Source organism: Nocardioides sp., from assembly GCF_036401255.1.
Taxonomy (GTDB): Bacteria; Actinomycetota; Actinomycetes; order Propionibacteriales; family Nocardioidaceae; genus Nocardioides.
This window is the reverse complement of record NZ_DASWVI010000481.1, coordinates 1-25,056: the sequence shown is the minus strand read 5'-3', so window position 1 is coordinate 25,056 and position 25,056 is coordinate 1. Positions and strand designations below refer to the sequence as shown.

Below are 25,056 nucleotides of genomic sequence, written 5' to 3'. Positions count from 1 at the left end.
AACGCACCAGCCACCCCGGCGACGGCCGCGCCACCGCCGAGGAGCCCTCGCCTGCTGACCTTCACGCTTACCCGAGCCCCATCAACCCAGCACCGCCGCGGTCAGCCTCGACAGCGGCTCGGACAGCGCGTTGACCGCGTGCGAGAGCTCCTTGACCTCGTCCTGCGTGAGCCGGTCGTAGGACACGAACCCGTCGCCCTCGCGCTGGGCGTCGAGCAGCTTCTGCAGCTCGGCGAACCGGGTCTCGAGGGCGTCGGCGAGCTCGGGGTCGTTCTGCTCGACGATCGGCTCGAGGCCCTCGAACGCCACCCGGGCGCCGTCGACGTTGGCCTGGAAGTCCCACAGGTCGGTGTGCGACCAGATCTCCTCCTCGCCGGTCACCTTGCCGGTCGCGACCTCCTCGAGCAGGCCGCGGGAGCCGTTGGCGACCTGGTCGATGGTGAAGCCGAGCTTCTCGATGCGTCCCTCGAGGGTCTCGGTGTTGGCCATCAGGTCGTCGGCGTACGTCGTGCGCTGCTGGTCGGTCAGCGGCCGGTAGCCACTCGCCGGCGGCCACAGGTCCTTCTCGATGCGGTGCCAGCCGGTCCACTTCTGGCCGGGTTCGAGGTCGGCCTCGCGCGCGTCCATCTTGGGGTCGAGGTCGCCGAACGACTCCGCGACGGTCTCGATCCGCTCCCAGTGGGTGCGGGCCTCTGGGTAGAGCGCCCGGGCCGCGTCGTCGTCGCCGGACGTGTAGAGGTCCACGAACTGCCGGGTCTTGTCGACCAGCTGCTCGGTCTGCTCGTGGATGTAGTCCTCGTAGCTCGCCAGCGCCTGGTCGACGGCGGCGTCGTCGGTGGCGGCCGTGGGCTCCTGGTCGGACGTGGTGACGGTGAAGTCGCCGCGGATGCCCTCTCCCTTCATGCCGGGCTTGCACGCGGTGACGTAGCGGCCGGCCGGGGCGCTGACGACGAGCTCGCGCGAGAGGTCCGGGCCGATGTTCTCGACCTCGCCGACGATGCGCTGGCCGTCCTCGCCGAGCAGGTAGAACTCGGTGACGGCCGAGCCGTCGTTGGCGACCCGGAAGGTCAGCGTGCCCGAGGGCGCCTCGGTGGCGGACAGGTCGCACCCGTCGTCGGTCGAGGTCACCGTGATCGTCCGCTCGCCTCCGGCGTCGGACGCCTGGGAGCCGTCGGTGTTCTGGGTGCACGCGGCGAACAGCGGCAGGGCGGCCAGGAGCGCCACGAGCAGGGGCTTGCGCATGGTGGGTGGAGGTCCTTCTTCAGTGGGTCAGGGCGGGCGGGTCAGTGACCGACGGGTGCGGCGGGCTGCGCCGCCGGCCGCGCGGGCGCGGCGCTGCGGCGGCGCACGCCGCGGACGAACAGGGTCATCGTGGGGACGGCGTACAGCACCCACACGACGGCCTCCAGCACGGTGGTCGCCGGGGAGAAGTTGAAGACGCCCTTGAGGAGCGCGGCGTACCACGTCGAGGGCTCGATCACGTCGGAGACGTCCCACGCGAGCGTGTTGAGGCCGGGGAGGATGCCGGCCTCCTGGAGGTCGTGGACGCCGTAGGCCAAGACGCCGGCCGCCACGATGATCAAGAAGCCGCCGGTCCAGGCGAAGAACCTGCTGAGGTTGATCGTGATCGCGCCGCGGTAGAGCAGGTAGCCCACGGCCGCGGCGGTCGCGATGCCGAGGCCGGCGCCGAGCAGCGGCTGCCAGGTCGCGTCGCTGTCGCGGGTGACGGCCTCGGTCGCCGACCAGAGGAACAGCGCCGTCTCGAGGCCCTCGCGGCCCACGGCCAGGACCGCGACGAGCACCAGGGCGAACCAGCTGCCCTCGGCGGCCCTGTCGATCTGACCGCGCAGCTCGCCGCTGAGCGTGCGGGCGGCCGTGGCCATCCAGAAGATCATCCAGGTGACCAGCCCGACGGCGAGGATCGAGAGGGTGCCGCCGATGGCCTCCTGGGCCTCGAAGGTGAGCCCCCGCGGGCCGTAGAACAGGGCGAAGCCGAACGCCAGGGAGACGCCGACGGCGAGGGCGACCCCCGCCCAGATCCGCGCCAGCAGCTCGCGGCGCTCGGACTTGACCAGGTAGGCGACGAGGATGCTGACGACCAGCGCCGCCTCGAGGCCCTCACGCAGGCCGATCAGGTAGTTCGCGAACACGGGACCCGATCGTACGCCTATTGCTTAGGTTTGCCTAACCTCAGATGGCGCAGCCGTCCGGGCCGCATGCCTCGGCGTCGCCGCCGACGGTCTGCAGCGCGGGGTGGGACTCGCTCCAGGCCTGCTCGAGGAGCTGGCTGAACACCGCGGCCGGCTGGGCGCCGGAGACGCCGTACCTGCGGTCGACGACGAAGAACGGCACGCCCGTCGCGCCGTACGCGCGGGCCTGGGCGATGTCGGCCGCGACCGCCTCAGCGTAGTCGGTGCCGGCGAGCACCTCGCGCACCCGGGTCTCGTCGAGCCCGGTCGCGACGGCGACCTCGGTGAGGACATCGTGGTCACCGACGTTGCGCGCGTGGGTGAAGTACGCCGCGAGCAGCGCCTCCTTCAGGTCGCGCTGGAGCGCCCCCCCGGTCTCGAGCGCGAGGTGCAGCACACGGTGGGCGTCGACGGTGTTGGTGTGGACGGTCTCGAAGAGCTTGAAGTCGAGGCCGTCTTGCGCCGCGAGCTCGATGAGCTGCTGCTGCATGTCGCGCATCTCGTCCTCGCTGCGACCGTACTTGCGCGCGAGGACACCGGTGCTCAGCTCCTCACCGTGCCTGGGCGCGCTGGGGTCGAGCTCGAAGGACCGGTAGACCACCTCGACGTCGTCGGCGTGCTCGAAGCCGGCCAGGGCGGACTCCAGGCGCCGCTTGCCCACGTAGCACCACGGGCAGACGACGTCGCTCCAGATCTCGATGCGCATGATTGGTTGAACAGGCAACGAGGCCGGCGCATTCCGCGCCGGCCTCGAAGCCTCTGGATCGCAGGGATCAGCGGGTGGCGGTGCCCTCGGTGTAGTCGGAGTCGTGGGACTTGACCCAGGCCATCAGCTTGCGCAGCTCGCGGCCGGTCTGCTCGATGGGGTGCTGCTCGCCCTTGGCGCGCAGCGCCTTGAACTCCGGGGAGCCGGCGTCCTGGTCGTCGATGAAGCGCTTGGCGAACGAGCCGTTCTTGATGTCCGCGAGCACGGCCTTCATGTTTTCCTTGACGTGCTCGTCGATGACCCGCGGGCCGGAGACGTAGTCGCCGTACTCCGCGGTGTCGGAGACCGACCAGCGCTGCTTGGCGATGCCGCCCTCGTACATGAGGTCGACGATCAGCTTGAGCTCGTGGAGGCACTCGAAGTAGGCGACCTCGGGCTGGTAGCCCGCCTCGGTGAGGACCTCGAAGCCGTACATGACCAGCTGCGAGGCACCGCCGCAGAGCACGGCCTGCTCGCCGAACAGGTCGGTCTCGGTCTCCTCGGTGAACGTCGTCTTGATGCCGCCGGCGCGCAGGCCGCCGATGGCCTTGGCATAGGACAGCGCGAGGTCCCAGGTGGTGCCGGCGGGGTCCTTCTCGACCGCGACGAGGACCGGGACGCCCCGGCCGTCGACGTACTCGCGGCGCACCAGGTGGCCCGGGCCCTTGGGGGCGACCATGAACACGTTCACGCCCTCGGGCGGGGTGATGTAGCCGAAGCGGATGTTGAACCCGTGGCCGAAGACCAGCGTGTCGCCGGCGGCGATGTTGGGCTCGATCTCCTCGGCGTACAGCTTGCGCTGGTGCTGGTCGGGGGCGAGGATCACGATCACGTCGGCCTCCTCGGCGGCCTCCGCCGGGGTGAGGACGCGCAGCCCCTCGGCCTCGGCCTTGGCGCGGCTCTTGGAGTCCGGCTGCAGGCCGACCCGGACGTCGACGCCCGAGTCGCGCAGCGACAGCGCGTGGGCGTGGCCCTGGCTGCCGTAGCCGATGACCGCCACGTTCTTGCCCTGGATCAGGGACAGGTCGGCGTCGTCGTCGTAGAACATCTCAGCCACGGGGGCTTCTCCTTCTGATTGGTGCTGGTTGGGGTGGTTCAGCCCGCAGCGGGCGGGGCGGGGATGGTGACCGGGCGCAGGTTGCGCTCGGAGATGGAGCGGGAGCCGCGACCGATCGCGACCATGCCGGACTGGACGAGCTCGCGGATGCCGAACGGCTCGAGCACCTTCAGCAGGTCCGAGAGCTTGTCGGCGTTGCCGACCGCCTGGATCGTGATCGCGTCCGGGGCCACGTCGACGACCTTGGCACGGAACAGCTGGACGGCGTCGAGGACCTGGCCGCGGGTCTCGACATCGGCCTTGACCTTGACCAGCAGGAGCTCGCGGTTGACCGAGGCCGCGCCGTCGAGCTCGACGATCTTGATCACCTCGACGAGCTTGTTCAGCTGCTTGGTGACCTGCTCGAGCGGGGAGTCCTCGACGTTGACCACGATGGTCATCCGGGACACCTCGGGGTGCTCCGTGGGACCGACCGCGAGCGAGTCGATGTTGAAGCCGCGGCGGCTGAACAGGCCGGCGATCCGGGCGAGCACGCCGGGCTTGTTCTCGACCAGGACGGACAGGGTGTGGCGGGGGGTCGTCATGGCCGGAGCTCCAGGTCTGCGTCGTCGTCGAACTTCGGGGCCAGGTCGCGGGCGTACTTGATCTCGTCGTTGCTGGTGCCGGCGGCGACCATCGGCCACACCATCGCGTCGCGGTGCACCCGGAAGTCCACCACGACCGGCAGGTCGTTGATCTCCATGGCCTTCTGGATGGTGGCGTCCACGTCGTCGGGGCTCTCGCACGCCAGGCCGACACAGCCGTAGGCGTCGGCCAGCTTGACGAAGTCGGGGATCCGCTTGGAGTGCAGGTCGGTGTTGGAGTAGCGCTCGTTGTAGAACAGCGTCTGCCACTGCCGCACCATGCCGAGCGACTCGTTGTTGATGATCGCGACCTTGATCGGGATGTCGTTGATCGCGCAGGTCGCGAGCTCCTGGTTGGTCATCTGGAAGCAGCCGTCGCCGTCGATCGACCACACGGTCGCGTCCGGGCGGCCGACCTTGGCGCCCATCGCGGCGGGCACCGAGAAGCCCATGGTGCCCAGGCCGCCGGAGTTGATCCAGGTGCGCGGGTTCTCGTAGCCGACGAAGTGCGCCGCCCACATCTGGTGCTGACCGACCCCGGCGCAGTAGATGGCCTCCGGGCCTGCGATCGCACCGAGTCGCTCGAGCACGTACTGCGGCGCGAGCCCGCCGTCGGAGGGCGCGTCGTACCCGAGCGGGTACTTCTTCTTCACCCCGGCGAGGAAGTCCACCCAGGACTCGTAGTCGCCGGTGTGACCGGCGTCGGCCTCGGCCTTGAGGGCCACGACGAGATCGCTGATGACCTCGCGGCAGTCGCCGACGATCGGGACGTCGACGGCGCGGTTCTTGCCGATCTCGGCCGGGTCGATGTCGGCGTGGATGACGCGCGCGCCGGGCGCGAACGAGTCGAGCTTGCCGGTGACCCGGTCGTCGAAGCGGGCGCCGAGGCTGATGATCAGGTCGCTGCGCTGGAGCCCGGCGACGGCCGCGACCGTGCCGTGCATGCCGGGCATGCCGAGGTGCTGCGGGTGGCTGTCGGGGAAGGCCCCGCGCGCCATCAGCGTGGTGACCACCGGGATGCCGGTGAGCTCCGCGAGCACCCGCAGCTCCTGGGCGGCGCCGGCGCGGATCGTGCCGCCGCCGACGTAGAGCACCGGGCGCCGCGACTCGAGGATCAGCCTGGCCGCCTCCCGGATCTGCTTGGAGTGCGGCCGGGTCACCGGGCGGTAGCCGGGGAGGGCGAGCTCGGTGGGCCAGGCGAAGTCGGTCATCGCCTGGAGCGCGGACTTGGCGACGTCGACGAGCACCGGGCCGGGCCGGCCGGTCGCGGCGATGTGGAACGCCTCGGCGATGGTGCGCGGGATCTCGGCGGGGTCGGTGACCAGGAAGTTGTGCTTGGTGACCGGCATCGTGATGCCGCGGATGTCGGCCTCCTGGAAGGCGTCCGTGCCGATCTGGGCGGCGCCGACCTGGCCGGTCACCGCGACGATCGGCACCGAGTCCAGGTGGGCGTCGGCGAGCGGCGTGACGAGGTTGGTCGCGCCCGGGCCCGAGGTCGCCATGCACACGCCGACCCGGCCCGTGGCGGCGGCGTACCCCTGGGCCGCGTGGCCCGCGCCCTGCTCGTGCCGGACCAGGATGTGCCGGATCGAGGAGTCCATCAGCGGGTCGTACGCCGGGAGGATCGCTCCGCCCGGGATGCCGAAGATGTGCTCGACCCCTGCTGCCTCCAGCGACCTGACCAGGCTCTGTGCGCCTGTGACCTGCTCGCTCATCACTGTGTACCTCTTCTGGGCTTCCTGTCCCGTTGCCTGCCGTGCCCTGCCCAACAAAAAACCCCTCGGCCCGGGTGGGCGGCGAGGGGTGACGTGCGCGCTGTGGTCGGTGTCGACTCAGCTCACACGTCGCGTGCGTACAAGGATGTCCATGCGCATGGGGCAACCGTAGCCGCACGGGCCTCCCGCCCGCACCCGAGTGTGACACGCGTCCCAGCATCCGGGACGGCGGTCTCACTCCCCGGAGCGCCCCTCGGGGGTGCACACGCACGCCTTGTTGCCCTCGGGGTCGGCGAGCACCCAGAACGCGGGCGCCGCGTCGGCGCTCACCAGGACGCCCCCGGCGGCGAGCGCCGCGTCGATGCGTGCCTGGGCCTCCTCGATCGGCACGACCACGTCCAGGTGCCAGCGCTGGCGCGGTGTCTCGTGCGGCTCGGTCGACTGGGTCCACACGGTCGGCAACCGGCCGTCGGCGTCGAAGATCTCCCGCCCCGGGTAGAGCGGGCTGTCGGCGTAGCCCAGCAGCGCCTGCCAGAACGGCAGCACGGCGGCGTGGTCGGCGGTGTCGAGCGCGAGCTCGAGCGCCTGGACCTCGGCCGGCGCGGCCGGCACTCCCTGCGCGGCGGCGATCTCGCTGATCCGCCGGGCCAGGCGCAGGTCGCGGTCGGTCACGCCGCCCACGTCGTGGCTCACCAGCCGGACGGCGAGGAAGGGGTAGCGCAGGTCGAGGTCGGGATGGTGGCCCGCCTCCTCGGCGGCCGCGCCGATCGCGCCGGCGAGCCTCAGTCCGGTGGCGAAGTCGCCGGTCGCGAACCGGGCATGGAGCGCCTGGACGAGCCAGCGCCAGTCGCCGAGCCCGGCCTCCTTGACCTGGTCGTAGGTCAGCACGGTCCTGTCGTCGTGGTCGGTCACGGGAGCACCACCTGTCCGATCGGTCCGGGATTGAAGGCGATCTCCCAGCGGTAGCCGTCGGGGTCGCCGAAGTATCCGGTGTAGCCGCCCCAGTCGCGCTCGACCGCGTCGTGCACCGGGTCGGCGCCGGCCGCCCTCGCGGTCGCGAGCACCGCATCGACCTCGGCGCGCGTGGGGACGTTGTGGGCCAAGGTGATCGGCGCGACGCCCGCGCCGCGGGCGATCGGACCGACCTCGGCCTCGAAGGCGGTCTCGGCCCACAGCGAGAGCAGGACGTGCTCGCCCACCTGGATCATCAGCACCTCACCGGGGACGTCGAGTGCAGCCGTCCAGCCGAGCCCGTCGACGTAGAACGCTCGGCTGGCCTCGAGGTCGCGCACGGCCAGCGTCACGAAGCTGATCCTCTGGTCCATCCGGCCACCTTGGCACATCAACTACCGTCGGGACATGACCGAGCGCGCGGGGATCGATCCGGCGGTGGCGCCCAGCGGGACCGGGTGCGTCGAGTGCGAGGCCGCGGGCGGCTGGTGGGTGCACCTGCGGCGATGCGCGCAGTGCGGCCACGTCGGGTGCTGCGACACCTCCCCCGGGCAGCACGCCACCGCGCACTTCCGGACGACCGGCCATCCGGTGATCCAGAGCTTCGAGCCGGGCGAGGACTGGTTCTGGGACTACACCACCGAGCAGGGCTTCGCCGGCCCGGCGCTCGCTGACCCGCAGGCGCACCCCGACGACCAGGAGGCGCCGGGCCCCGGCGGTCGGGTGCCCGCCGACTGGCGCGAGCACATCCACAGGTGAGCGCTCAGGACTCGAGCACCTCGCGGACGGCCTCGAGCCCGGCCCGGACCTCCGCGAACGACGTCGACAGCGGCGACAGCCCGATGCGCAGCCCGTCGGGGTCGCGGTAGTCGGGGATCACGTCGCGCTCCCACAGGGCCGCGGTCGCCTCGCGCATCCGCGGGTGGTTGAGCGTCACGTGGCCGCCGCGAAGCGCCGGGTCGCGCGGCGAGGCGAGCACGACCCCGAGCGGCGCGAGCAGCTCGTCGGCGACGTCGACGGCGTACGACGTGAGCGCCACCGACTTCGCGCGCACCGCGTCCATGCCGGCCTCGTCGATGAGCGCGAGCATGTCCTGCATCGCCAGCATCCCGACGATAGGCGGGGTGCCGGACAGCAGCCGCCGGATCCCGGCCGCCGGGGCGTAGGTCGGTCCCATCAGGAACGGGTCCATCGCGCCCATCCAGCCCTGGATCGGCTGCGTCAGCTCGCCGAGGTGCCGCTGCGCGACGTAGGCGAACGCCGGGGATCCGGGCCCGCCGTTGAGATACTTGTACGTGCACCCGACGGCGAGGTCCACCCCGGCCGCGTCGAGGTCGATCGGGACCGACCCGGCGGAGTGGCACAGGTCCCAGAGCACCAGTGCCCCGGCATCCTGGGCGATCCGGGTCAGCTCGGGAAGGTCGGCCAGCCAGGCGGAGCGGTAGGCCACGTGCGAGAGCACCACGAGCGCGGTGTCCGGGCCGACCGCGGCCTCGAGCTGCGCGGCCGTGACGCCGGCGTCGAGGTCGACGTCGATCCAGCGCAGCGTCAGCCCGCACTCCCGCGCGATCCCGGCCGCGACGTAGCGGTCGGTCGGGAAGTTGTCCCGGTCGATCACGATCTCGGCGCGCCCCGGCCGCGCCGCCACCGCCGCACGCATCGCCTTGTAGAGCAGCACCGTCGTCGAGTCGCCGACGACCGTCTGGCCGGGCGCGGCGCCGAGCACGATCCGGCCCAGGTCGTCGCCGAGCGTCAGCGGCAGCTCGAACCACGACTCGTCCCAGCCGCGGATCAGGCGGCCGCCCCACTCCTCCTCGACGAACCGCGCCAGCCGCGGTCCCGTGACACCCAGCGGCCGGCCCAGCGAGTTGCCGTCGAAGTAGACCAGCGGCTGGGCGGCGCCCACGAAACGGTCTCGGTACGCCGCCAACGGGTCGGCGGCGTCGAGCCGCGCCGGGTCGTCGGTCACGGGCGCTTCGCGGTCATCTCGCGGACCTCGGCGTAGCGCTCCCGCACCTGCGGGGTGGGCTCGACGTGGGTCTCGACGACGTCGGCGAGCGGCCACTCCGGCGGCTCCGCCGCACCCGAGAGCACCCAGGCAGCCTGGCGGGCGGCGCCGCGGGCGACGTACTCCCCCGGCTGCGGGACGCTCACCGGCAGCCCGAGGACCGCCGAGGCGATCTCGCGGACCGCGCGGGACCGGGCGGCGCCGCCGACCAGGATGATCCGCTCGACCGGCGTGCCGAGGGCGCGCACGGCGTCGACCGCGTCGGCCAGGCCGCAGAGCATGCCCTCGACGCTGGCGCGCGCGAGGTACGCCGGGTTGGTGGTCTCCAGGCGCATGCCGTGGAGCGCCCCGGTGGCGTCGGGGCGGTTGGGGGTGCGCTCGCCCTCGAGGTAGGGCACCAGCACCATTCCCCCGCAGCCTGCGGGCGCGGCGAGCGCGAGGTCGGAGAACTCGTCGTGGTCGACGCCGAGGATCCGCTCGGCCGACGCGAGGACGCGCGCGGCGTTCATCGTCGCGACCAGGGGGAGGAACCGGCCGGTCGCGTCGGCGAAGCCCGCGACCGCGCCCGTCACGTCACCGACCGGCTTGTCGGCGACCGCGCACGCGACACCGGAGGTGCCGATCGACACGATCACGTCGCCCGGGACGGCGCCGAGGCCGAGTGCGCTGGCGGCGTTGTCACCGGTGCCGGGGCCGAGCAGCCGGCCCGCGGGCGTGCGGCCGGCGATCTCGGCAGGGCCGAGCACCCGCGGCAGGATCGCGTCGTGGCCGAGGCCGAGCTCGAGCAGGTCACGGCGATAGTCCCCCGTCGTCGGGGACCAGTAGCCGGTGCCGCTCGCGTCGCCGCGGTCGGTGACCAGCGTGTCGAGCGAGGCGGCGCCGGAGAGCTTCCAGGTCAGCCAGTCGTGCGGGAGGCAGACCGCCGCCGTACGCGCAGCGTTCTCCGGCTCGTGCTGGGCGAGCCAGCGCAGCTTGGTCACGGTGAACGACGCGACGAGGACCAGGCCGGTCGCCTCGACCCACGCGGCCGGACCGCCGAGCTCGTCGATCAGGTCGTGGGCCGCCGGCGCGGAGCGGGTGTCGTTCCACAGCAGCGCGGGGCGCACGACCTCGCCCTGCTCGTCGAGGCAGACCATGCCGTGCTGCTGGCCGCCGACCGCGATCGCCTCGACGTCGTCGAGGCCGCCGGCGGCCTCGCTGGCCTGCTGGAAGGCCGCCCACCACGCGTCCGGATGGACCTCGGTCCCGTCGGGGTGCGCTGCCGCACCACTGCGGACGAGCTCGCCGCTCTCCGCGTCACAGACGACGACCTTGCAGGACTGGGTGGAGGTGTCGACCCCCGCTACGAGTGGCACGAGCAGAGGTTAGTCCTCGGGTCGGTGGGAGCGTGGCCACAGGGGGGAATACGCTGCCGACGTGCGCGATCCGTCCGGTCACAACCTGGTCCTCTCCCACGGCCCCTACCGGGCCGAGGTCGTCACGGTGGGCGCCGGCCTCCGGTCGCTGTCCCACGACGGCCGGCCGATGCTGGCCGGCTGGCCGACCGGCGAGGTCTGTCGCGACTACCGCGGCTGGGTGCTGATGCCCTGGCCCAACCGGGTCGGCGACGGCGCCTACGAGTTCGGCGGCGCGCGCCACCAGCTGCCGCTCAACGAGCCCGAGCGTCGCAACGCGCTGCACGGCCTCTCGGGCTGGGTCGAGTGGACCGTCTCGCACCACGACGACTCCCGGGCGTCGCTGACGCTGCCGTTGGTGCCGACCACCGGCTATCCGTTCGTGCTCGACCTCGCCGTCGACTACGAGCTCTCCGACGCCGGCCTGCGGGTCACGATGGCGGCCACCAACGCCGGCGACGTGGCGGCGCCGTACGGCACCGGCCACCACCCGTACTTCACGTTCGGCGACGGCCCGGTCGACGACCTGACGCTCACCCTGCCGGCGTCGACGTGGTGCCCGATGGACGAGCGCGGCCTCGCCGGCCCGGCCGAGCCCGTCGACGGGACGGCGTGGGACTTCCGCGAGGGCCGCAGGATCGGCGACGCCGTGATCGACCACCCGTTCGGCGGGCTGGTCGGCACGCAGGCCTCGATCGTCGCTCCCGACGGCGCGACGACGACGCTCACGCTGCACGAGGGCTTCGACTGGCTGCACGTGTTCACCTCCGACACCCACGCCCCGTCGCGTCGCTCGCTCGCCGTCGAGCCGACCACGTGCCCGCCCGACGCGTTCCGCAGCGGCGTGGGCCTCGTCGTGCTGCAGCCCGGCGAGACCCACCGGGCGGCGTTCACGATCACTGGAAGCTGACGAGCCGCACCCGCGGTCGCAGTGCGAGCACGTCGCGGGGAGTCATCCGCCGGATGTCCTCGTCGTAGAACAGCTTGAAGCCCATCGTGAACCGCCGCGGCCGGGCGACGGCGGCGTACGTCGCGCGCTTCTGGTGCCGGGTCCCGAAGCCGTCGACGTGCTGGACCATGGCCAGCCCCGGGCGCCGGTGCACGTCGCCGATGCCGAGGACCATGTCGGCTCGGAACTGGTGCAGGACGAAGAGCTTCTCCGGGAGCCCCGCCTCGCGGGTGAGGCGCGCCAGCCAGGCGGAGGTCCGGTTGACCTCGGCCGCGTGGACCTGGCCGATGGTGCGGGCCGGCACCTGGCGCGGTCCCATCCGCCACTCGGGGTCCAGCGCCAGGCCCACCCACGGGTCGCGCAGCGCCCACGCCCAGCGCCGGGCGACCTCCAGGAAGTCCGAGCGGCCGGGCTGCAGGTCGAGCAGCAGCAGGGCACCGTGGCGGTGGGCCGCGTCGAGATAGGTCCGGACCACCGAGCGCGGGATGTCGTGGCTGTAGTCGCCGTCGGGGCCGGGGTGGCCGTCGGCGACGGTGGCGATCAGCTCGTAGACGTGGCGCACCGGACGGCCGGGCCGGGCGAACGGCCGGGCGGCCCGACGCAGCCGGCGGTCCATCGTGTCGGGGTCGCTCTCCCCCAGCACGCCCATCGAGGCGGTCTGCCCGGTGCCGTAGTAGGCGACCAGGAAGTGGTTGCCGCCGAACACGTTCGTCCCGCCACCAGGGAGGGCGGCTGGATCCGCGGGTGGATCCTCGGGGTCGCTGTCGCGGGTGGGTGCGGGCGTCGCGACAGGGTCGAGCCCCGACGGTGACGGATCGACCGCCGACGAGCGCGGCCCGGCCAGTGACCGGGCGTCCTCCTGGCCGACTCCCCAGGCCACCACGAGCACGGCGACGATCGCGAGCAGGACGAGGAGGACGACCGGCCCGCGCTCGTCGCGCATCAGCCGGTGATGGCCCCGTGGGCCGCCGACTGGACGATCTTGGCGTACTTGCCGAGCACCCCGCGGGTGTACTTGGGCGGGTTCGGCTGCCACCCGGTCTTGCGGCTCTCCCACGCCGCCTCGTCGTCGATCGCGACCTCGAGCAGGCGGTTGGCGACGTCGAGGGTGATCCGGTCGCCGTCGCGGACGAACGCGATCGGCCCGCCGTCGACGGCCTCGGGGGCGATGTGCCCGACGCAGAGGCCGGTCGTGCCGCCGGAGAAGCGTCCGTCGGTGATCAGCAGCACGTCCTTGCCGAGCCCGGCGCCCTTGATCGCGCCGGTGATCGCGAGCATCTCGCGCATGCCGGGACCGCCCTTGGGCCCCTCGTAGCGGATCACGACCACGTCGCCCGGCTCGATCTCGCCCGCCTCAAGGGCGTCCATCGCGGCGCGCTCGCCGTCGAACACGCGGGCGGTGCCGGTGAACACGGAGTCGTCGAAGCCCGCGGTCTTGACCACGGCTCCCTCGGGAGCCAGCGAGCCCTTGAGGATCGTGAGGCCACCGGTCTTGTGGATGGGCCGGTCGAGGCTGCGGATGACCTCGTCGTCGAGGGCCGGCGGGGCGAGGTCCTCGAGGTTCTCCGCCAGCGTCTTGCCGGTCACGGTGAGCGCGTCACCGTGCATGAGGCCCGCGTCGAGCAGCGCCTTCATCACCACGGGGATGCCGCCGATCTTGTCGACGTCGTTCATCACGTACTTGCCGAACGGCTTGAGGTCGCCCAGGTGCGGCACCTTGTCGCCGATCCGGTTGAAGTCGTCGATGGTGAGGTCGACGTCGGCCTCGCGCGCCATCGCGAGCAGGTGCAGCACGGCGTTGGTCGAGCCGCCGAGCGCCATCGCCACGGTGATCGCGTTCTCGAACGCCTCACGGGTCATGATCTGGCGCGCGGTGATGCCCTGGCGCAGCAGGTTGACCACGGCCTCGCCCGAGCGGTGGGCGAACCCGTCGCGGCGCCGGTCGACGGCCGGCGGGGCCGCCGAGCCCGGGAGCGACATGCCGATCGCCTCGGCGATCGAGGCCATCGTGTTCGCCGTGTACATGCCACCGCAGGCGCCCTCGCCCGGACAGATCGCCCGCTCGATCCGGTCGACCTCGTCGCGGGTGATCTTGCCGGCCAGGCAGGCACCGACAGCCTCGAAGGCGTCGATGATCGTCACGTCGTTGCCGTCGACCTGACCGGGCATCGTGGAGCCGGCGTACAGGAACACGCTGGCGAGGTCGAGCCGGGCCGCGGCCATCATCATGCCCGGCAGCGACTTGTCGCAGCCGGCCAGCAGCACCGACCCGTCGAGCCGCTCGGCCATCATCACGGTCTCGACGGAGTCGGCGATCACCTCGCGGGACACCAGCGAGAAGTGCATGCCCTCGTGGCCCATGGAGATGCCGTCGGAGACCGAGATCGTGCCGAACTCCAGCGGGTAGCCGCCCGCGGCGTGCACGCCGTTCTTGACGGCCTTCGCCAGCCGGTCGAGCGAGAGGTTGCACGGGGTGATCTCGTTCCAGCTCGAGCCCACCCCGATCTGCGGCTTCGCGAAGTCCTCGTCGCCCATGCCGACCGCGCGCAGCATCCCTCGCGCGGCGGCCTTCTCGAGGCCGTCGGTGACGTCGCGGGAGCGGGGCTTGATGTCGGGCGCGGACTGGGACTCGGTCATGCCGCCCAGCGTATTGGTCCCCGCAGCGCTCGCGGCGTCAGGTTCAGTGGCCGAACGCCGACCGGTCACCGCGGGGTCACCGCGCGTCGAAGCGCACCGTGACCCGGCGGCCGGTGCGATAGCCGCGGACGCCCGTGGCGGCCGGGTTGTCGCGCAGCAGCCCCAGCCAGTCCGCCTCGGCCGTCAGCCGGTAGCCGTAGGCCCGACCGAGCAGCGCGAGCGCGGTCCGCGTCGGGCGCCCGACCAGCACCCGGTCGCCGTACGACACCTCGTCGGCGACCGCGGCGCTCTCCCGGTCGACCGGCTCGGTCCGCAGGTGCGCCACCGGCCCGGTGTCCGGCTGGTGCACCTCGGTGTCGACCAGGATCGTGCCCGCACCGGTCGCGCGCATCCGCGCGAACAGCTCGTTCCAGCGCAGCGTGTGGTAGAGGAACCCCAGGCAGAGGACGACGTCGGCCTCGATCCGGTCCCGCGCCAGCACGTCGAAGACGTCGCCCGCCACGAAGCGGTACGCCGCGTCGTCGACGCCGTACCGGCCCAGGTTGCGCCGCGCGTGCTCCACGAGCTCGGGCCGGGCCTCGACGCCGACGACGTGGCTCGCGCCGGTGCGCAGCGCCGCCAGGCTCCACCGCCCGTCGTGGCTGGCGATGTCGAGCACTCGGGCGCCGGCGAGGACGTCGCGGTTGGCCGCGAAGATCGCCTCGTAGCGCAGGTTCAGCCGCCACGGTGCGGCCGAGGTGCGGCTCGTCTCGAAGAAGACCGGGTAGTCGTCGAAGAAGCCCCCGTCGAGCGCCAGGCTGCCGATCGGCGACGGGGAGCGCGGGGCGTTGCGGGCCCGAGACACCGAGGCAGCCTAACCCCGTGACGCAGGACGCCCGGCGACGCGCCGGGGGCTCGGCACCATCCCTCCCCCGTTGCCCCTAGCCTTCTGGTGTGAGTTCGGTGAGCTGGCGCAGGTACGACGCCGTGCTGTTCGACCTCGACGGCGTGGTGACCCCCACCGCCGAGGTCCACATGCGCGCCTGGTCGGAGATGTTCAACGCGTTCCTCTCCTCCTACGAGGGCGACGGCGACTCGTCGCCGTACACCGAGGTCGACTACTTCGCCCACGTCGACGGCAAGCCGAGGTACGACGGCGTCCGCGACTTCCTGTCCTCGCGTGGCATCGCCCTGCCCGAGGGCACCCCGGCCGACCCGGGCACCGCCGACACGGTCTGCGGACTCGGCAACCGCAAGAACGACGCGTTCAACGTCGTCCTCGACCGCGACGGCGTGGTCGCCTACCCGGGGTCGGTGCGATTGCTGGACCACCTCGCCCGGCTCCGCCTGCCTCTGGGGGTGGTCTCGTCGTCGGCCAACGCGCCCGCGGTGCTCGAGGCGGCGGGCCTCGCCGACCGGTTCCGCACCGTCGTCAGCGGCACGGTCGCGCACCGGCTCGACCTGCCGGGCAAGCCCGCCCCCGACACGTTCCTGCACGCCGCTCAGGAGCTGGGTGCACGTGCCGATCGGACTGTGGTGTTGGAGGATGCGGTGTCGGGGGTGCAGGCGGGAGCCGCGGGCGGCTTCGGCCTCGTCGTGGGCGTGGACCGCGGCGCCGGACGCCAGACGCTGAGCGCCGCCGGCGCCGACGTCGTCGTCTCCGATCTGGCCGAGCTGGTGCCCGACGAGGGGCACCCCCGATGAAGACCCACGCGCGCGAGGTCGGCCCCGACCCTCTGGACCGGGGCCGGTTCCCCGTCGATCCCTGGGCCCTGGTCGAGACCGGCTACAGCCCGGTCGACCTCGGGGTGACCGAGACGCTCTTCTCGGTCGCCAACGGCTACCTCGGCATGCGCGGCAACTCCGAGGAGGGCCGCCCGGCGTACGCGCACGGCACGTTCGTCAACGGCTTCCACGAGACCTGGCCGATCCGGCACGCGGAGTCGGCGTTCGGGTTCGCGCGCACCGGCCAGACCATCGTCAACGCTCCCGACACGATGGTGCTGAAGATCTACGTCGACGACGAGCCGCTCACGTTCGGCACCGCCGACCTGGAGCACTACGAGCGCCGCCTCGACTTCCGGGACGGCATGCTGCGCCGTCACGTGATCTGGCGCACCCCGTCGGGCAAGCGGGTGCGCATCGACTCCACCCGGATGGTGTCGATGTCCCAGCGGCACCTGGCGGTCATGACCCTCGAGGTCGAGATGCTCAGCGGCGACGCCCCGGTCGTGATCTCCTCCCAGATCCTCAACCGGCAAGACGGGCTCGACGAGTACCGCGCCCGGCACGCCGTGCCCGAGGACGTGGTCGACCCGCGCCGGGCCGCGTCGTTCGGCGAGCGGGTGCTCCTCCCGCGGCTCAGCTACGCGACCGACGACCGCATGGGCCTCGGCTACCAGTGCGCGCACTCGGGGATGACCATCGCGGTCGCCGCCGACCACGTCCTCGAGACACCTGACGACCACGAGCTGCTGCCCCGGGCCACCGACGACCAGGCCAAGACCGTGATCCGCGTCGACGCGACCCGCGGCACCACGATGCGGCTGCAGAAGACCGTCGCCTACCACACCTCGCGGGTGGTGCCCGTGCGGGAGCTCTCCGACCGGTGCGACCGCACCCTGGACCGGGCCCGGCGGCACGGCATCGACCACTACCTGGCCGACCAGCGGGCGTGGTACGCCGACTTCTGGGCGGCCGCCGACATCGAGCTGGTCGGCGACGCACCCGAGCACCGCGCCCTGCAGCAGGCGACGCGCTTCACGCTGTTCAGCCTCGCCCAGGCGACCGGCCGCATCGACGGGCTGGGCGTGCCGGCCAAGGGCGTGACCGGATCGGGCTACGAGGGCCACTACTTCTGGGACACCGAGATCTACGTGGTGCCGTTCCTCAGCTACACGATGCCCGAGGTGGCCCGCAACGCCCTGCACTTCCGCTCGGTGATGCTGCCCGCGGCACGCGAGCGGGCCCGTGAGATGGCGCAGAGCGGCGCGATGTACCCGTGGCGCACGATCAACGGCGAGGAGGCCTCGGCGTACTACGCCGCGGGCACCGCGCAGGTCCACATCGACGCCGACATCGCCTACGCGCTGACGAAGTACGTGTGGGCCACCGGCGACGAGGGCTTCTTGATCCGCGAGGGCATCGACATCCTCGTGGAGACCGCGCGGATGTGGGCCGATCTGGGCTTCTGGCGCAGCAACGGCGAGCCGACGTTCCACATCCACGGCGTCACCGGGCCCGACGAGTACACGACGGTCGTCAACAACAACCTGTTCACGAACGTGATGGCGCGGTTCAACCTCGAGCAGGCCGTCGCGGCGGTGGCGTGGATCCGCGAGTCGCACCCCGACGACTACGTCCGCATCGCCGCCCGGCTGCACCTGGACCCCGACGAGGTCGCCGAGTGGCGTCGGTGCGCGGACGGCATGACGATCCCCTACGACGAGGGCCTCGGCATCCACCCGCAGGACGACTTCTTCCTCGACCGCGAGGTGTGGGACCTCTCCCGCACGCCGGCCGAGCTCCGCCCGCTGCTGCTGCACTACCACCCGCTGGTGATCTACCGGTTCCAGGTGCTCAAGCAGGCCGACGTGGTGCTCGCGCTGCTGCTGCAGGGCGACCGGTTCTCGCTGGAGGAGAAGCGGGCCGACTTCGAGTACTACGACCCGATCACCACCGGCGACTCCACGCTCTCGGCGGTCGTGCAGTCGGTGATCGCGGCGGAGGTCGGCTACCACGAGGCCGCGCTGCACTACTTCCACGAGTCGCTCTACGTCGACCTGATGAACCTGCACGGCAACACCGTCGACGGCCTGCACATCGCCTCGGCCGGTGGCGTCTGGAACGCGCTGGTGTTCGGGTTCGGCGGGATGCGCGACCACGGCGGCCGGCTGAGCTTCGACCCGCGGCTGCCGGTGACCTGGCCGGGGCTGAGGTTCCGCATCTGCTGGCACGGCTCGCGGGTGCAGGTCGAGCTCACCCAGGACCGGGTCGTGTTCACGATCGTCGAGGCCGGCGAGCCGGAGGTGCCGCTGACCGTCCGCGGCACGGCCTACGTCGTCACCAAGGACGCGCCGCTGGTCGTCGAGCTGCCCGACCAGGGCGACCGGATCGACGGCCTCCTCGGCGACCACCCGATCATCGGCGGCACCCGAGCCGACGGCAGCACGATCACCGCGGGCGTCCCGGAGCCGATCCAGCCTCCGTCCGACGACGTCGAGACGACCGGCGAGCTGCCGGTGTACGTCGACCCCGCGCCGCCGCTGGCTCCGTAGACAGGACGTCGGGTCCGGGGGCGGGACAGGACAACTCGCCGATCAGCCTGGCGCGCAACGCCCAGGCCAGCAGGGCCACGGCGAGGACCTGGAGGACCGGCTGCACGGGCTCGAACCAGGTGATCGCGCCGGCACTGCCGAGCGCGACGAGCACCAGCTTGTTGCAGACCGGGCAGCCGACGGCGAAGTAGGTCAGCGACGCCCCGATCCAGCCGCCGCGGCGCGGTGCGGGCGCGTCCGCCTGCTCCGGCCCGGCGACGTACGTCGCGACGAGGAGCCCGCCGAGCACCGAGGAGACCACGAGCGAGGGCCAGGCCCACCAGGTCGGCGGGATCTCCCGGCCGAACACCGGGGTGTCGATGAGGTCGGTCGGGATGGCCACGACGAGGACGAAGACCGCGCCCGCAGCCGCGGCCGTCAGCCAGCGACGCGGCGCCCAGGATCCGAGCACAGCGAGCGGGGCGGCGATCACGAGACGCCCACCTCCACGGGATGGCCGAGACGGCCGGTCTCGAAGAGCTCGGCGAGGTCGGCGAGGTCGGCGAACACGCGGGTCCGACGCTCCGCTGCTTCCACCATTCCTCCCATGACCTTGGGAAGATCGTAGGAGGTGGGCGGTGAGGTTCAGAACGCGGCGGCCCGGACCACCATGACGTCGGGCAGGTCGGACACGATCTGCCGCCAGGACTCCCCTTCGTCGGCCGAGCCCCAGACGGCGCCGTTGCGTGCCCCGAAGTAGACGCCGGTGCGGTCGTGGCCGTCGACCGCCATCGCGTCGCGCATGACCGCGACGTAGAAGTTGTCCGGCAGCCCGTTGCCGAGCTCCTCCCAGCTCTCGCCGGCGTCGCGGGAGCGCCACACGCGCGCCTTGCCACCGGGTGGGAAGCGGGCCTCGCCCGCGCCGTTGGGGAAGACGAAGACGGTGTCGGGCTCGTGCGGGTGCACGACCATCGCGAAACCGAAGTCGGAGGGCAGCCCGTCGGCGATCGAGGTCCAGCTGGCGCCGTGGTCGTCGGAGCGGTAGACGCCGCCGTGGTTCTGCAGGAACAGCCGCTCGGGCCGGTCGGGGTGGCGGGCGACCTTGTGGACGCACTGGCCGAACTCGGGGTACTGCTGGCCCTCGGGGAGGAACTCGGCGCGGATGCCCTGGTTGCGCGCCGCCCAGGACGCGCCACCGTCGCTGGTCTGGTAGACGCCACCGGTGGAGATCGCGACCGTGACCGACTGCGGGTCGGTCGGGTGCGGCAGCACGGTGTGGAACGCCTGGCCGCCGAAGCCCGCGCCCCACTCGGTGCGGTGCGGGTGGTCCCACAACCCGCGCTCGAGCTCGAACGTCTCGCCGCGGTCGGTCGAGCGCCAGACCGCGCCCGGCTCGGTGCCGGCGTACACGACACCGTCCTCGGCGCCGGGGACCAGCTGCCAGACCCGTTCGACGCTCGCGCCGGTGTCCTCGGGGAAGCGGATCGCGCCGCCCGGCGTCTCCTCCCAGGTCGCGCCGAGGTCGTCCGAACGCCGGACCTGCGGGCCCAGCCAACTCGACGATGCGCCCGCGAACAGCCGGGGCGGGTCGCTGCGGGTGTCGACCAGGCAGGAGTAGACCTCCTCCATGTTGCAGTGCGGACCGGTGAACTCCCAGTCCCTGCGCGCCTCGTCCGAGGTGCCCAGCCACAGGCCCTTGCGGGTCCCGACCATCAACAGCGTCCGATCAGCCATCGTCACTCCATCCTGTTCGCGACCCCTCGTGAGCCCAGGGTGCACCCCGGCGGGGACAACCTTCTAGATTGACCGGGTGACCGACCCGAACTCATCGCGCGGGCTGGTCTCCCCCGTCTCCCCGGTCTGGCTCGTGCTGACCGGGATCCTCTCGGTGCAGTTCGGGGCCGGCATCGCCAAGAGCCTCTTCGACGAGGTCGCACCGACGACGATCGTGTGGCTGCGGCTGGTCACCAGCGCGGTGGTGCTGGTCGCGCTGGCCCGCCCGGCGCTGCGCGGCCGGTCGGGCTCGGACTGGCTGGTCGTGCTCGGCTTCGGCGTCAGCCTCGGGGTGATGAACTGGGCGATCTACCAGTCGTTCGCGCGGATCCCGCTCGGCATCGCGGTGACGCTGGAGTTCATCGGGCCGCTCACGCTGGCCGTCGTCGGGTCGCGGCGCGTCCGCGACCTGGTGTGGGTGCTGCTGGCGGCGATCGGGGTCGCGCTGCTCGGTCTGCGCGACGGCGACCTGACGCTCGCCGGCGTGCTCTTCGCGCTGCTCGCGGGGGCGATGTGGGCGGCGTACATCCTGCTCAGCGCGCAGACCGGGCGGCGCTGGCCGGGCTTCGACGGGCTCGCGCTCGCCTCGGTGGTGGCGACCGCCCTGCTCACACCGTTCGCGATCGGCACCGGCGGGTCCGACCTGCTCGACCCGCGCATCCTCGCGCTCGGCGCCGCCGTCGGCCTGCTCAGCTCGGTGGTGCCGTACAGCTGCGAGCTCGTCGCGCTGCGGTCGCTGCGACCCTCGGTGTTCTCGGTGCTGATGAGCCTCGAGCCGGCCGCCGCCGCTCTCGCCGGCATCGTGGTGCTCGGCGAGCTGCTCAGCGCCACCCAGTGGGTCGCGCTGGTGTGCGTGGTCGTCGCGTCCGTCGGCGCCACCCGCTCCTCCCCGACCGCCGCGCCGGCCCCCGACTGACCGTCTCGGCGTCCGGCCCGGAGTTCACGGAACCGTCACACGACGTTGACGCGGGCGAATCGGCCGCTGCCTAGCGTGGAGCGCACCACCACTCGGAGTGCGTCAGGGGAAGCCACGATGTACGTCGCCACACACCTGATCGAGAAGGCGCGTCGCTGGCCGGTCGACTCACAGCTCGTCGCCCGCCGCAACGCCATGGTCGCCTCCACCGCTCTCGCCCAACGGCGTGCGGAGCGGGAGGAGGTCGAGGAGTACCTGGCGTCTCGACACCAGGCGCCGGCGCCGGAGCTGCCCGCAGCCCACGCTGCGCACGGCTAGGCGCACCCCGGGCCTGCCGGGCGGCGGCCTCTCCCGGCCGCCCGGCAGGCTCGACGGCGGGCGCCACCGGGCCGGTCGGGCACAATCGAGCCCATGTCCGCGACCCCGGCCCGCGAGCTGCCCGCACCGACCCTGGCGTTCCACGAGGTGCGCTCCGACGACGGCACCCGGCTGCGCGCCTGGACCAACGACCCCGACGACACGTCGACCGGGCCCACCGTGGTGCTGTGCAACGGCCTCGGCACCAGCGCGTGGGCGTGGCCCGCGTTCCTCGACCCCGACTGCGGCGTGCGGGTCGTCTCCTGGAACCACCGCGGCACCGGCGGCTCCGAGCGTCCCGCCGACCCCGAGCACGTCGGCATCGAGGCGTTCGCCGAGGACGGCTTGTCGGTGATGGACCACTTCGGCATCGACCGCGCGGTGCTGATCGGCTGGTCGATGGGCGTGAACACCATGTACGAGATCGCCGTACGCCACCCCGAGCGGGTCACCGGGCTGTTCGCCGTCGCGGGCGTGCCGGGCGACACGTTCTCGACGATGCTGCGGCCGCTGCGGGTCCCGCACTTCGCGGCCAAGGCGATCGCGGTGAACCTCTCGCGCGTCCTGAAGTACGGCGGGCACCTCGTCACGCCGGTCTCGACCCGGATCCCCGTCGGCCGGCGGCTCGTCGACGTGCTCAGCCACAGCGGGTTCATGTTCCCGGTGGCCGACCCCGAGCTCGCCCGCCGAGCGATCGCGGCGTTCCTCGAGACCCCGGTGGAGTGGTACTTCCATGTCGCGCTGCACACCTCCCAGCACCCGCGGGTGCCGCTGAGCCGGATCGGGGTGCCGGCCGCGTTCGTGGCCGGCACGTTCGACCTACTGGCCGGCACGCACGCCATGGCCAGCGCCGCCGAGCGCATCGACGGCGCCACCTACACCGAGCTGCGCGGCAGCCACTTCGTGCAGATGGAGCATCCCGACCGGGTGCACGCCCTGCTGCTGGAGTTCCTGGAGAGGGTCGGCTGACGTGCGACGCGCCGCAGCGCTCGCCGGCACCACCGCACTCGCGGCCGTGCTGCTGACCGCATGCGGCGGCGACGACGAGCCCGATGGTGGCCCCGGTGACACGGTCACCGCCACGCCCCAGTCGGGCTCACCGAGCACCGAGGCGTCCAAGCCGACCGGCGACAACACCCCGCCGCCCGACGACGGCCCCGCGACGGTCGTCCGCACGGTCGCGACCGGGCTCGCGGCGCCCTGGGGCGTCGCCTTCCTGCCGAACGGCGACGCCGTCGTCACCGAGCGCGACACCCGGCGGGTGCTGCTGCTGAAGGCTCCGTCGTACGACGTGCGCGAGGTCGGCCTGATCGAGGCTGCCGTGTCCAACGGCGACACCGGCGGCGAGGCGGGCCTGCTCGGCGTCGCCGCCTCTCCCGACTTCGGCACCGACCGGACGCTGTTCTTCTACCTGAGCACCGCCTCGGACAACCGGATCGTGACGGCCCGCCTCGAGCACGGCCGGCTCGGGACACCGCGAGTGATCCTCGACGGCATCCCCGTCGGCGGGATCCACGACGGGGGTCGGCTCGCGTTCGGGCCCGACGGCTACCTCTACGCGTCGACCGGCGAGACCGGCGAGGGCGACCTCGCCCAGGACAAGAGCACGCTCGCGGGCAAGATCCTGCGGATCACCGCCGACGGCGCCCCCGCGCCCGGCAACCCGTTCCCCGGGTCGCCCATCTGGTCCTACGGCCACCGCAACGTCCAGGGCCTGGCGTTCGACGACGCGGACCGGCTGTGGGCCTCGGAGTTCGGCGACCAGACCTACGACGAGCTCAACCTGATCCGGCCCGGCGAGAACTACGGGTGGCCGATGGTCGAGGGCCGCGGCGGCCGCAAGGGGCTCGTCGACCCGCAGGTCGTGTGGGAGACCGACGTCGCGTCGCCCTCGGGCCTCGCGTTCCTCGACGGGCACCTGTGGCTGGCCTCGCTGCGCGGCGAGCGGCTCTGGCGGGTCGATGTGCACGGAGACCACGCCAGCCACCCGGTCGACTACTTCGTGGGCCAGTACGGCCGGATGCGCACCGTGGTCGTCACGCCGGAGGGCCGGTTGTGGGTGACGACCAGCAACCGCGACGGCCGCGGCGACCCCGGCCCCGAGGACGACCGGATCCTGCTCATCGAGCCGTGACGGTGACCGGGCCCTCGACCGTGCCGGTGACCGTCGCGCGGCGGGCCGCCCGGCGCAGCGTGGTCAGCACCGCCGGACCGAGCACGACGATCGCGACCACGTTGGTGATCGCGCGCATCGAGTCCCAGCTGCCGGTCGAGGTCAGCAGCGTGTAGACGAGGAACGTGTGCAGGTTGTCCAGCAGCGGGGCGCCCGGGACGTAGGACAGCGAGCCCTCGTGGCCGGGCACCTCGATGCCCGTCAGGAACGGCCAGCCCGAGAGGTTCATCAGGAGGCCGAACAGGTACGCCGAGGCCACGCCGTACGCCGCGAGCGCGGCGATCTCGGCGCGTCCGGTGAGCCGCCGGGGCAGCAGCCCGGCACCCATGCCGACCCAGGCCGCGCACATCATCTGGTAGGGCAGCCACGGCCCCACGCCCGCCGTCATCAGCGCCGAGGCGAACAGCGACGTGCAGCCGAGCACGAAGCCGAAGCCGGGTCCGAAGACGCGGCCCGCGAGGATCAGCAGGAAGAACGTCAGCTCGACGCCGGCGGTGCCCGGCGAGATGCCGCGCAGGACCGAGTTGACCGCACTCAGCACCCCGAGCACGGCGAGCACCCGTGGATCGAGACCGCCCTCGTTGAGCTCGGCGAGCACCACCGCGAGCACCACCGGCAGCAGCCCGACGAACAGGAACGGCGGGTCGACCCGCGCGCCCTCGGGCACGCGCAGCAGCAGCGGCCAGCACAGCATCATCAGCCCCGCGGCCGAGGCGACCGCCAGCACCGCCGCCGAGCGGGGCGCGACGCGGACGGCCGAGACGGCGCCGGCCGTCACGAGGCGCTCGCCTCCTCGAGGCAGCGCACGACCTCGTCGACACGCAGCCACGGCGAGCCGAGCACCTTGGTCACCTGGGGCGCGAACGACGGCGACTCGGCGACCACCCGGCGTACGGGTCCCGAGGAGACGACCTCCCCCTCGGCGAGCACCACGACGTCGTCGGCCACCTGCGCGACGAACTCGACGTCGTGGGTCGCCACGAGCACGGTGCGCCCGTCGGCGGCCAGCCCGCGCAGCACCCCGGCCAGCACCTGCTTGGCCGCGTAGTCGAGGCCGCGGGTCGGCTCGTCGAGCAGCAGCACCCGGGGGCGCGCGGTCAGCACGAGCGCGAGGACCAGCGCCAGCCGCTGCCCCTCGGAGAGGTCGCGCGGATGCTGGTCACCTGGGATGCCGGGCACCAGCTCGTCGAGCAGCTCGCGGCACGCGCCGGTGCCGCCGTCGGCCGCGGCGCACTCCTCGGCCACGGTCTCGAGGTAGAGCAGGTCGGCGGCGTTCTGCGGCACCAGCCCGACCAGCGCCCGCCGGTCGGCCGCGGCCAGGCGCGCCGGATCGG

25 protein-coding genes are annotated in these 25,056 nt (G+C 72.6%); 8 read left to right on the top strand and 17 right to left on the bottom strand.

Features of this window, described 5'->3' with window-relative positions:
- Window positions 1-81: 81 nt before the first annotated feature.
- The 8 genes from efeO to VGD85_RS22200 form a co-directional block, all read right to left on the bottom strand.
- The gene (gene efeO, locus VGD85_RS22235) at window positions 82-1,242 is read right to left on the bottom strand and encodes an iron uptake system protein EfeO (RefSeq protein ID WP_331065615.1); all 1,161 of its coding nucleotides are present in this window, start codon (window positions 1,240-1,242) and stop codon (window positions 82-84) included.
- A gap of 41 nt (window positions 1,243-1,283) precedes the next feature.
- A complete protein-coding gene (efeU, locus tag VGD85_RS22230) occupies window positions 1,284-2,150 on the bottom strand; it encodes an iron uptake transporter permease EfeU (protein ID WP_331065614.1) in 867 nt (288 codons plus the stop codon).
- A gap of 40 nt (window positions 2,151-2,190) precedes the next feature.
- Window positions 2,191-2,895, bottom strand: coding sequence for a DsbA family oxidoreductase (locus VGD85_RS22225; RefSeq protein WP_331065613.1), 705 nt, complete (start codon window positions 2,893-2,895; stop codon window positions 2,191-2,193).
- Between the two features lie 67 nt (window positions 2,896-2,962).
- Window positions 2,963-3,991: a ketol-acid reductoisomerase gene (gene ilvC / locus VGD85_RS22220; RefSeq protein ID WP_331065612.1), complete on the bottom strand. Its 1,029-nt coding sequence runs from the start codon at window positions 3,989-3,991 to the stop codon at window positions 2,963-2,965.
- Between the two features lie 38 nt (window positions 3,992-4,029).
- Window positions 4,030-4,575, bottom strand: a complete 546-nt coding sequence (ilvN, locus tag VGD85_RS22215) for an acetolactate synthase small subunit (RefSeq protein ID WP_331065611.1) — start codon at window positions 4,573-4,575, stop codon at window positions 4,030-4,032.
- Window positions 4,572-6,329, bottom strand: a complete 1,758-nt coding sequence (locus VGD85_RS22210) for an acetolactate synthase large subunit (RefSeq protein ID WP_414690855.1) — start codon at window positions 6,327-6,329, stop codon at window positions 4,572-4,574. The genes ilvN and VGD85_RS22210 overlap by 4 nt, the downstream gene beginning before the upstream one ends.
- 234 nt (window positions 6,330-6,563) lie before the next feature.
- Window positions 6,564-7,241 (bottom strand): VOC family protein, encoded by a 678-nt coding sequence (locus VGD85_RS22205; protein WP_331065609.1) that lies wholly within the window; start codon window positions 7,239-7,241, stop codon window positions 6,564-6,566.
- Window positions 7,238-7,654, bottom strand: a complete 417-nt coding sequence (locus VGD85_RS22200; protein WP_331065608.1) for a VOC family protein — start codon at window positions 7,652-7,654, stop codon at window positions 7,238-7,240. Before VGD85_RS22200 ends, VGD85_RS22205 begins: the two co-directional genes overlap by 4 nt.
- 34 nt (window positions 7,655-7,688) lie before the next feature.
- Between VGD85_RS22200 and VGD85_RS22195 the strand changes: the two genes are divergently transcribed.
- Complete coding sequence (locus VGD85_RS22195) at window positions 7,689-8,039, top strand: UBP-type zinc finger domain-containing protein (RefSeq protein WP_331065607.1); 351 nt, start codon at window positions 7,689-7,691, stop codon at window positions 8,037-8,039.
- A gap of 4 nt (window positions 8,040-8,043) precedes the next feature.
- On the opposite strand, the gene VGD85_RS22190 is transcribed toward VGD85_RS22195, so the two are convergent.
- The gene (locus VGD85_RS22190; protein WP_331065606.1) at window positions 8,044-9,249 is read right to left on the bottom strand and encodes a kynureninase; all 1,206 of its coding nucleotides are present in this window, start codon (window positions 9,247-9,249) and stop codon (window positions 8,044-8,046) included.
- Window positions 9,246-10,643 (bottom strand): xylulokinase, encoded by a 1,398-nt coding sequence (xylB, locus tag VGD85_RS22185; protein ID WP_331065605.1) that lies wholly within the window; start codon window positions 10,641-10,643, stop codon window positions 9,246-9,248. The genes VGD85_RS22190 and xylB overlap by 4 nt, the downstream gene beginning before the upstream one ends.
- 61 nt (window positions 10,644-10,704) lie before the next feature.
- Here xylB and VGD85_RS22180 point away from each other — a divergent pair, with 61 nt between their 5' ends.
- Complete coding sequence (locus VGD85_RS22180; RefSeq protein ID WP_331065604.1) at window positions 10,705-11,592, top strand: aldose 1-epimerase family protein; 888 nt, start codon at window positions 10,705-10,707, stop codon at window positions 11,590-11,592.
- On the opposite strand, the gene VGD85_RS22175 is transcribed toward VGD85_RS22180, so the two are convergent.
- The 3 genes from VGD85_RS22175 to VGD85_RS22165 all read right to left on the bottom strand — a co-directional run bounded on the left by VGD85_RS22175 (window position 11,579) and on the right by VGD85_RS22165 (window position 15,112).
- Entirely contained in the window at window positions 11,579-12,574 is a 996-nt protein-coding gene (locus tag VGD85_RS22175; protein ID WP_331065603.1) for a hypothetical protein, read from the bottom strand. The genes VGD85_RS22180 and VGD85_RS22175 overlap by 14 nt on opposite strands.
- Window positions 12,574-14,268, bottom strand: coding sequence for a dihydroxy-acid dehydratase (ilvD, locus tag VGD85_RS22170; RefSeq protein WP_331065602.1), 1,695 nt, complete (start codon window positions 14,266-14,268; stop codon window positions 12,574-12,576). The genes VGD85_RS22175 and ilvD overlap by 1 nt, the downstream gene beginning before the upstream one ends.
- Window positions 14,269-14,344: 76 nt before the next feature.
- On the bottom strand, window positions 14,345-15,112 hold the full coding sequence (locus VGD85_RS22165) for a class I SAM-dependent methyltransferase (RefSeq protein ID WP_331065601.1): 768 nt from the start codon (window positions 15,110-15,112) through the stop codon (window positions 14,345-14,347).
- A gap of 98 nt (window positions 15,113-15,210) precedes the next feature.
- Here VGD85_RS22165 and VGD85_RS22160 point away from each other — a divergent pair, with 98 nt between their 5' ends.
- Both VGD85_RS22160 and VGD85_RS22155 read left to right on the top strand, forming a co-directional pair.
- Entirely contained in the window at window positions 15,211-15,951 is a 741-nt protein-coding gene (locus VGD85_RS22160; protein WP_331065616.1) for a beta-phosphoglucomutase family hydrolase, read from the top strand.
- Complete coding sequence (locus VGD85_RS22155) at window positions 15,948-18,524, top strand: glycoside hydrolase family 65 protein (protein ID WP_331065600.1); 2,577 nt, start codon at window positions 15,948-15,950, stop codon at window positions 18,522-18,524. The genes VGD85_RS22160 and VGD85_RS22155 overlap by 4 nt, the downstream gene beginning before the upstream one ends.
- On the opposite strand, the gene VGD85_RS22150 is transcribed toward VGD85_RS22155, so the two are convergent.
- Both VGD85_RS22150 and VGD85_RS22145 read right to left on the bottom strand, forming a co-directional pair.
- The gene (locus VGD85_RS22150; RefSeq protein ID WP_331065599.1) at window positions 18,421-18,996 is read right to left on the bottom strand and encodes a hypothetical protein; all 576 of its coding nucleotides are present in this window, start codon (window positions 18,994-18,996) and stop codon (window positions 18,421-18,423) included. The genes VGD85_RS22155 and VGD85_RS22150 overlap by 104 nt on opposite strands.
- Window positions 18,997-19,148: 152 nt before the next feature.
- Window positions 19,149-20,237 (bottom strand): exo-alpha-sialidase, encoded by a 1,089-nt coding sequence (locus VGD85_RS22145; protein WP_331065598.1) that lies wholly within the window; start codon window positions 20,235-20,237, stop codon window positions 19,149-19,151.
- A gap of 76 nt (window positions 20,238-20,313) precedes the next feature.
- Between VGD85_RS22145 and VGD85_RS22140 the strand changes: the two genes are divergently transcribed.
- The 4 genes from VGD85_RS22140 to VGD85_RS22125 all read left to right on the top strand — a co-directional run bounded on the left by VGD85_RS22140 (window position 20,314) and on the right by VGD85_RS22125 (window position 23,683).
- Window positions 20,314-21,192, top strand: a complete 879-nt coding sequence (locus VGD85_RS22140; protein WP_331065597.1) for an EamA family transporter — start codon at window positions 20,314-20,316, stop codon at window positions 21,190-21,192.
- Window positions 21,193-21,309: 117 nt separating this feature from the next.
- Window positions 21,310-21,510, top strand: coding sequence for a hypothetical protein (locus VGD85_RS22135; RefSeq protein ID WP_331065596.1), 201 nt, complete (start codon window positions 21,310-21,312; stop codon window positions 21,508-21,510).
- A 93-nt stretch (window positions 21,511-21,603) separates the two neighbouring features.
- Complete coding sequence (locus VGD85_RS22130) at window positions 21,604-22,518, top strand: alpha/beta hydrolase (protein WP_331065595.1); 915 nt, start codon at window positions 21,604-21,606, stop codon at window positions 22,516-22,518.
- A gap of 1 nt (window position 22,519) precedes the next feature.
- Window positions 22,520-23,683, top strand: a complete 1,164-nt coding sequence (locus VGD85_RS22125; RefSeq protein WP_331065594.1) for a PQQ-dependent sugar dehydrogenase — start codon at window positions 22,520-22,522, stop codon at window positions 23,681-23,683.
- Here VGD85_RS22125 and VGD85_RS22120 read toward each other — a convergent pair.
- Together VGD85_RS22120 and VGD85_RS22115 are read right to left on the bottom strand one after the other, a co-directional pair.
- Window positions 23,670-24,500 carry an ECF transporter S component gene (locus tag VGD85_RS22120; protein WP_331065593.1) on the bottom strand — a complete coding sequence of 277 codons (831 nt, stop codon included), beginning with the start codon at window positions 24,498-24,500 and terminating at the stop codon, window positions 23,670-23,672. The two genes, VGD85_RS22125 and VGD85_RS22120, sit on opposite strands and share 14 nt — an antisense overlap.
- On the bottom strand, window positions 24,497-25,056 hold a 560-nt coding region (locus tag VGD85_RS22115), incomplete at its 5' end, for an AAA family ATPase (RefSeq protein ID WP_331065592.1). The genes VGD85_RS22115 and VGD85_RS22120, both read right to left, overlap by 4 nt.